Origin of the sequence: Acinetobacter sp. (genome assembly GCF_049284435.1) — a bacterium.
Taxonomy (GTDB): Bacteria; Pseudomonadota; Gammaproteobacteria; order Pseudomonadales; family Moraxellaceae; genus Acinetobacter.
Window position 1 is genome coordinate 1 of sequence record NZ_JBAPXX010000037.1, and the last position, 6,217, is coordinate 6,217.

3 protein-coding genes and 1 pseudogene are annotated in these 6,217 nt (G+C 44.6%); 3 read left to right on the forward strand and 1 reads right to left on the reverse strand.

What is annotated here, in order from left to right; all coding sequences use genetic code 11:
- Window positions 1–724, reverse strand: a 724-nt coding sequence (gene paaA / locus WAK81_RS02965; RefSeq protein WP_422195623.1) for a 1,2-phenylacetyl-CoA epoxidase subunit PaaA, incomplete at its 3' end; no start/stop codon positions are given.
- 261 nt (window positions 725–985) lie between these two features.
- Between paaA and paaZ the strand changes: the two genes are divergently transcribed.
- From paaZ to WAK81_RS02980, 3 genes and pseudogenes are all read left to right on the forward strand, one after another.
- Complete coding sequence (gene paaZ / locus WAK81_RS02970; protein WP_422195624.1) at window positions 986–3,097, forward strand: phenylacetic acid degradation bifunctional protein PaaZ; 2,112 nt, start codon at window positions 986–988, stop codon at window positions 3,095–3,097.
- 194 nt (window positions 3,098–3,291) lie between these two features.
- A pseudogene (locus tag WAK81_RS02975) lies at window positions 3,292–4,731 on the forward strand (spinster family MFS transporter).
- A gap of 185 nt (window positions 4,732–4,916) precedes the next feature.
- On the forward strand, window positions 4,917–5,852 hold the full coding sequence (locus tag WAK81_RS02980; RefSeq protein WP_422195625.1) for a tRNA-dihydrouridine synthase: 936 nt from the start codon (window positions 4,917–4,919) through the stop codon (window positions 5,850–5,852).
- Window positions 5,853–6,217 lie beyond the last annotated feature (365 nt).

The following is a 6,217-nucleotide window of genomic DNA, read 5'->3' on the forward strand; positions in this document are numbered from 1 at the left end:
GAACGGTTAAACCAAGCTGTAAGACTTGCGACACGGTGTTATCGACAAATTTCTGACGTAGCTCATCGTTGCTGAATAATTTAATTTTCCACTGCATACTTTGTGCACTGTTCGGTGAATTATCATCGCTTGGCCCAAACATCATCAGTGCCGGCCACCAGAAACGATTCACTGCATCCTGTGCCAATTGCTTTTGTTCCGGCGTACCATTGGCCAATTCCATCATGGCTTCAAAGCCCTGACGTTGATGGAAACTCTCTTCCTTACAGACGCGCACCATGGCACGTGCATAAGGACCGTAAGACGTACGGCACAGCGCAACCTGATTAACAATCGCTGCACCATCCACCAGCCAGCCAATCGCTGCAACATCAGCCCAGCTCAGGGTTGGATAGTTAAAAATCGATGAATATTTCATGCGACAGGCAATCAGCTTATCCATCATGTCGTCACGGTCAGCACCTAAGGTTTCTGCAGCACTGTAGAGATACAAAGCATGACCTGCTTCATCCTGGACTTTTGCCATCAGCACTGCTTTACGTTTCAAGGTCGGTGCACGGGTAATCCAGTTGCCTTCCGGCAACATGCCAACCACTTCAGAGTGTGCGTGCTGACCGATCTGACGAATCAAGGTCTTACGATAAGCATCCGGCATCCAGTCCTTCGGCTCGATGGAAATATCCTTTCCAATCTTTTGATCAAAGATTTGTTGTTGATTATTCATTGTTCCCTCACTTATCCCAAGTGTTGATACATTTAAATTAAAACGATACATAATTAAAATCAATATATATTTATTAGTATCATTTAATTTTCTTAGGATATTTTTAATAAAGTTTTGTTTTTTATATAAAAATATATTTTATTTTATTGCTAATCATTTTTAAACACACATTTGTGATTGACATTTCAGCTTTTTAATCACAAATTATGAAACATTAAAATTAAAATACCTATCAAAGCGTATCATAAATGGAGTTTTACAATGTTAGAGTTAAATAGCGGCTCAAGCGCAATGGATTATCAAGATACTGAGTCACAAAATAATCCTATTTCCATCAAAAGCTTAAGCTCACTGATCTATGGTCAGGAATACACAGCTCAAGCCGATTTACGTACGGTGTATCATGCCATTAGCGGTGAAGCGGTTTATCAAGTCGGCAGTCAGGGCATCGATACCCAAGCAGTGGTGAAGTATGCCAAACAAAAAGGCGCGACTATTGCCAGCTGGACTTTCCATCAACGTGCCAATGCACTCAAGCAAGTGGCACAGTATTTGATGGAACGCAAAGAAGACTTTTATGAACTTGCCAAGGCAACCGGCTGTACCCGTAAAGATGCCTGGATTGATATTGAAGGCGGGATGGGGACCTTATATGCCTATTCGAGTTTGGTGCGCCGCGAACTCAGTGATGAAACAGCGCTGGTCGAAGATGCCTGGATTCCTCTTTCTAAGCAAGGTAGCTTTGGCGCGAAACATATTCTGACGCCTAAAGCCGGTGTCGCCGTGCATATCAATGCTTTTAACTTTCCAATCTGGGGCATGCTGGAGAAAATCGCTCCTACGCTACTGGCAGGTGTACCCTGTATTGTCAAACCGGCGACTGAAGGTGCCGAGCTGACCCATGCCGTGGTCAAAGCCATTCATAAAAGCGGTTTCTTGCCAGAAGGCTCACTGCAGCTCATTTGCGGACAGGTCTATGATTTATTTGATTATTTAAACCCTCAAGATACGGTCACCTTTACCGGTTCTGCGTCAACCGGGCAAAAACTGCGTTCGCATCCACACTTAAATGCCTACTCGATTCCGTTCATCATGGAAGCAGACTCGGTCAACAGTGCGATTTTGACCGAACAAGCCAATGACGAAAGCATTGATTTATTTGTCCGTGAGGTCTTCCGTGAAATGACCACCAAAGCCGGACAAAAATGCACTGCCATTCGTCGTGCCTTTGTGCCAGCCGAGCTATTGGATACAGTACAAAACCGTCTGATTGAAAAACTGAAAAAAGTGGTCGTGGGCGATCCGGCTCAGGAAGGCGTCAGCATGGGGGCTTTGGCCAGCGTCAAACAAAAACATGATGTCGCTGCAAAAGTTGAACAGCTGAGCCAGGATGCAGAGATCGTGTTCGGTAGCCACTTGCGTCAGGACTTTATTCTTCAAGTACAAAATGCTGAAAAGTCTGCATGTTATCCACCAACAGTTTTGGTATGCAAAGCACCGGCTCAGGCAGAAAACATTCATGAGATTGAAGCCTTTGGGCCTGTAGTCACTTTAATGCCATATACTGACCTAGCTCAGCTTGCTGACCTGGTGGCACGTGGCGAAGGTAGTCTGGTAGCATCCATCGTACGCAATACCGATGAAAATATTGAACAACTGCTCAGCAAAATTGCACCATGGCATGGACGTGTACATATTCTGGATGCTGAAAGTGCCAAAGAAAGTACCGGACATGGTTCGCCATTGCCTTTACTGGTGCATGGTGGACCAGGCCGCGCTGGTGGCGGTGAAGAACTCGGTGGCTTGCGTGCTGTCAAACATTATATGCAACGGACTGCGATTCAAGGTTCACCGAATGCCATGACCCAAGTCGGCCATAGCTGGACTGCCGGAGCTCAGGTCTTTGAAGACCGTGTACACCCTTTCAAAAAATCATTTGATGAATTGCGTATTGGTGAACGTTTGCTGACTGCACGACGTAGCGTGACCGAAGCGGATCTGGTGAATTTCGGCTGCCTGAGCGGTGATCACTTCTATGCGCATATGGACAAGATTGCTGCGGCAGAATCGCTGTTTGGTGAACGTGTGGCGCATGGTTATTTCGTGGTATCCGCAGCTGCAGGTTTATTCGTTGATGCCGCTCAGGGTCCGGTCATTGCCAACTATGGTATGGACAACTTGCGCTTTGTAGAACCGGTGAAAATTGGCGATACCATTCAGGTAGAACTGACCTGTAAGCAGAAAACTCCGAAAGCACTGCGCGATCCGACACAGAAACCACATGGTGTCGTGGTCTGGGATATTAAAGTGAAAAACCAACGCAATGAACTGGTTGCAACCTACGATATTTTAACGCTGGTTGAGCGTGGCTAAAAATGCACACTCAAAAAAAGGAATCATTATGATTCCTTTTTTTTGTCTTTAAATATTATTTGTATCTATTTTTAAAAACAGATTGACGTCTATCCATTAAGCCTCTAGATTATTTAAATGCGATACAATATAAAAATAACAAACCAGTTAAAAGTATCAAATAAATATCTCACACGATCAGCACAGGATGTTGCATGATGAATGATAAATCGCTGAACCTAGAAATGGTTGAAAGGACGATTCAACCGCCAAATCAAAGTTTTGAGCCTATACCGACAGAAACGGCCGTGCCGCTGTCTGAACAGATTGAACCGCCACCGGAAAGCAGCACCTATCAATGGTATGTGGTGGTCATTTGTATGGTGGCTTACATTCTGTCATTTGTAGACCGTCAAATTTTATCGTTAATGATTGAACCGATTAAAGCCGATTTAATGCTGAGCGATACCCAGTTCAGCCTGTTACAAGGTCTGGCCTTCTCCTTGTTTTATGCCATTATGGGCTTGCCCATTGCAGCATTGGCGGATCAAAAGTCCCGGATTAAAATCATTGCAACCGGGATTGCATTCTGGAGTCTCGCCACAGCGGCCTGTGGTCTCAGTAAAAACTTTATTCAAATGTTTATTGCACGTTTGAGTGTGGGTGCCGGCGAAGCTGCGCTTTCCCCTGCCTTTTATTCAATCGTTGCCGATTTATTTCCAAAAGATAAATTAGGTCGTGCACTCGGAGTATATGCGATTGGTGCCTTTATTGGTTCGGGCTTAGCTTTCCTGATTGGCGGCTATGTGATTGGCCTGCTAAAAGATGTCAGCTTCGTAGCTTTACCACTTATTGGTGAAGTGAAAACCTGGCAACTTACCTTTATGATTGTGGGTCTACCGGGCGTATTACTAGCCCTACTCATGGTGCTGACGGTGCGTTAACCTGCACGTAAGGGTATGAAAGTCGGTCAGGATGGCCAGGTCATTAAAGCCTCTTTCAAAAACTCGATCGGTTTTATCAAGACACATAAAAAGACTTTCTTCTGTCATTTTATTGGCTTTTCTTTTTATACCATGATGTTGTATTCCCTTCTAGGCTGGGCACCTGCCTATTACATCCGTAATTTCGGTCTGGATGCGAGTCAAACCGGTTATATCCTCGGTACGATTATTCTAGTCGCGAATACTTCGGGTGCCTTGTTCTGTGGCTGGCTGATCGACTTCTTCTCTAAACGTGGTTATAGCGATGCTGCAATTCGTACCGGTGCCATTGGCTGTGCGGCGCTGATTATTCCGAGTGTCCTGTTTACTCAGGTCGATAATATGCAGCTTTCATTTGCGCTGATTTTTGTGGCGATGTTCTTTTCCACTTTCCCGATTCCAGCATCGGCAGCTGCCACGCAAATGCTGACACCAAATCAGCTACGCGCACAGGTATCTGCCAAGTTCCTGCTGGTTTCAAACCTGATTGCCTTAGGTGTCGGAACCACCGCTGTAGCGTTGATCACAGATAAATATTTCCAGAACACCCTGATGGTCGGTAACTCAATCTCGATCGTCAATGCGATTGCCGGATTGATTGGCTGCTTTCTGTTGTACAAGGGCTGTCAGTATTATCGTGAAAGTATGAAAGTCGAAAAACTGGCTGATTAAAATGGCTGGATACCGATAAATCTTCTTAATCTTCACTTTTAAAGGCCTTTAATCCACATTAAGGGCCTTTTTATATCAGCCTAAAAAGTTCAATTTTCAGGTACTAATCATTCAATTCCGATCCAGCCTAGACAGGCTGCCTAAAAAAACGTATAACACCGTTTTAAATTTACAGGTGTGCACCGTTGAAACTTGTGCTTGCTCCCATGGAAGGCTTAACCGATCCGATTATGCGTGATGTGCTGACATCCGTAGGTAGCTTTGACTGGTGCGTGACCGAGTTTATTCGTGTCACCGACTCCATTCTGCCCGACCATATTTATCATACTTACTGCCCTGAACTGCTGAATGATGGCAAGACGGCGGCAGGTACACCCGTACATGTCCAATTCTTAGGAAATAATCCGGAGATGCTGGCAGCGAATGCCGCCAAAGTGGCGGCAATGGGCGCACCGGCAATTGACATGAATTTTGGTTGTCCGGCCAAAACCGTGAACCGTCATCGCGGTGGCTCAGTCCTTTTAGATGAACCTGAAGTCGTACATGAGCTGGTTAAAGCCGTGCGTGATGCAGTGCCTGCACATATTCCAGTCTCCGCCAAAATGCGACTGGGTTATATGGACCGTAATTTCATGTTGGAAAATGCCCATGCCATTGAAGATGCCGGTGCAGCCTGGGTCACCGTTCATGCACGCACCAAAGCTGATGGCTATACTCAACCTGCTTTTTGGGACCAGCTACAACCGATTCGTGAAGCACTCAAGATCAATGTAATTGCCAATGGTGAAATCTGGAACAATGCCGATGCCAAACAGTGCCGTCTGGAATCTGGTTGTGAAGACCTGATGATTGGCCGTGGTGCAGTAACCACACCCGACCTGACCCAATGTATCCGCCAAAACTCTGATGCGCCTTTGATGAACTGGAATGAGTTGCTGCAACTGCAAATTCGTTTTATCAATGGTCCGGCCAAAACTGAGATCGGGATGGTCGGCCGCTACAAGCAATGGCTCGGCATGATGTCGAAACATTACCCTGAAGCTAAAGCGTTATGGGATGAAGTAAAACGGATTAAAGTTCTGGCTGAAATTACCGAAAAACTGAAAGCTTCAAATATTTAAAACCAAAAAGCCTTTGAATCATTCAAAGGCTTTTTTATGGGCTCGTAAAAGCTTATGATGGCTTAGGCTGTTTTAAATACCGCTTCGGGATAAATACAATTACAAAGTATGAATAGATTAATTTCCACTAGCAGAACCTCCATATTCTATTTTTTCATTTCTTTTAAATCTTTAGATATTAAAGTTCTTTCATAAATCATTTTTTATGATCACTACAAAAGAAATTCCCTCTCCTTGTAGGCATAGGTATCTACACATCTTTAGGTACTTAATGCAATTGTTGCGATTTCATTCAGTTCATCTATTGAATATTCCGAGAGCAGTTGAAGAGTGTTCAGTAAAATCGAAAGTCCTGCCAATATTGC

Coding starts and splice junctions, on each gene's coding strand:
- paaZ (WP_422195624.1), top strand. CDS start 986: ATGTTAGAGTTAAATAGCGGCTCAAGCGCAATGGATTATCAAGATACT.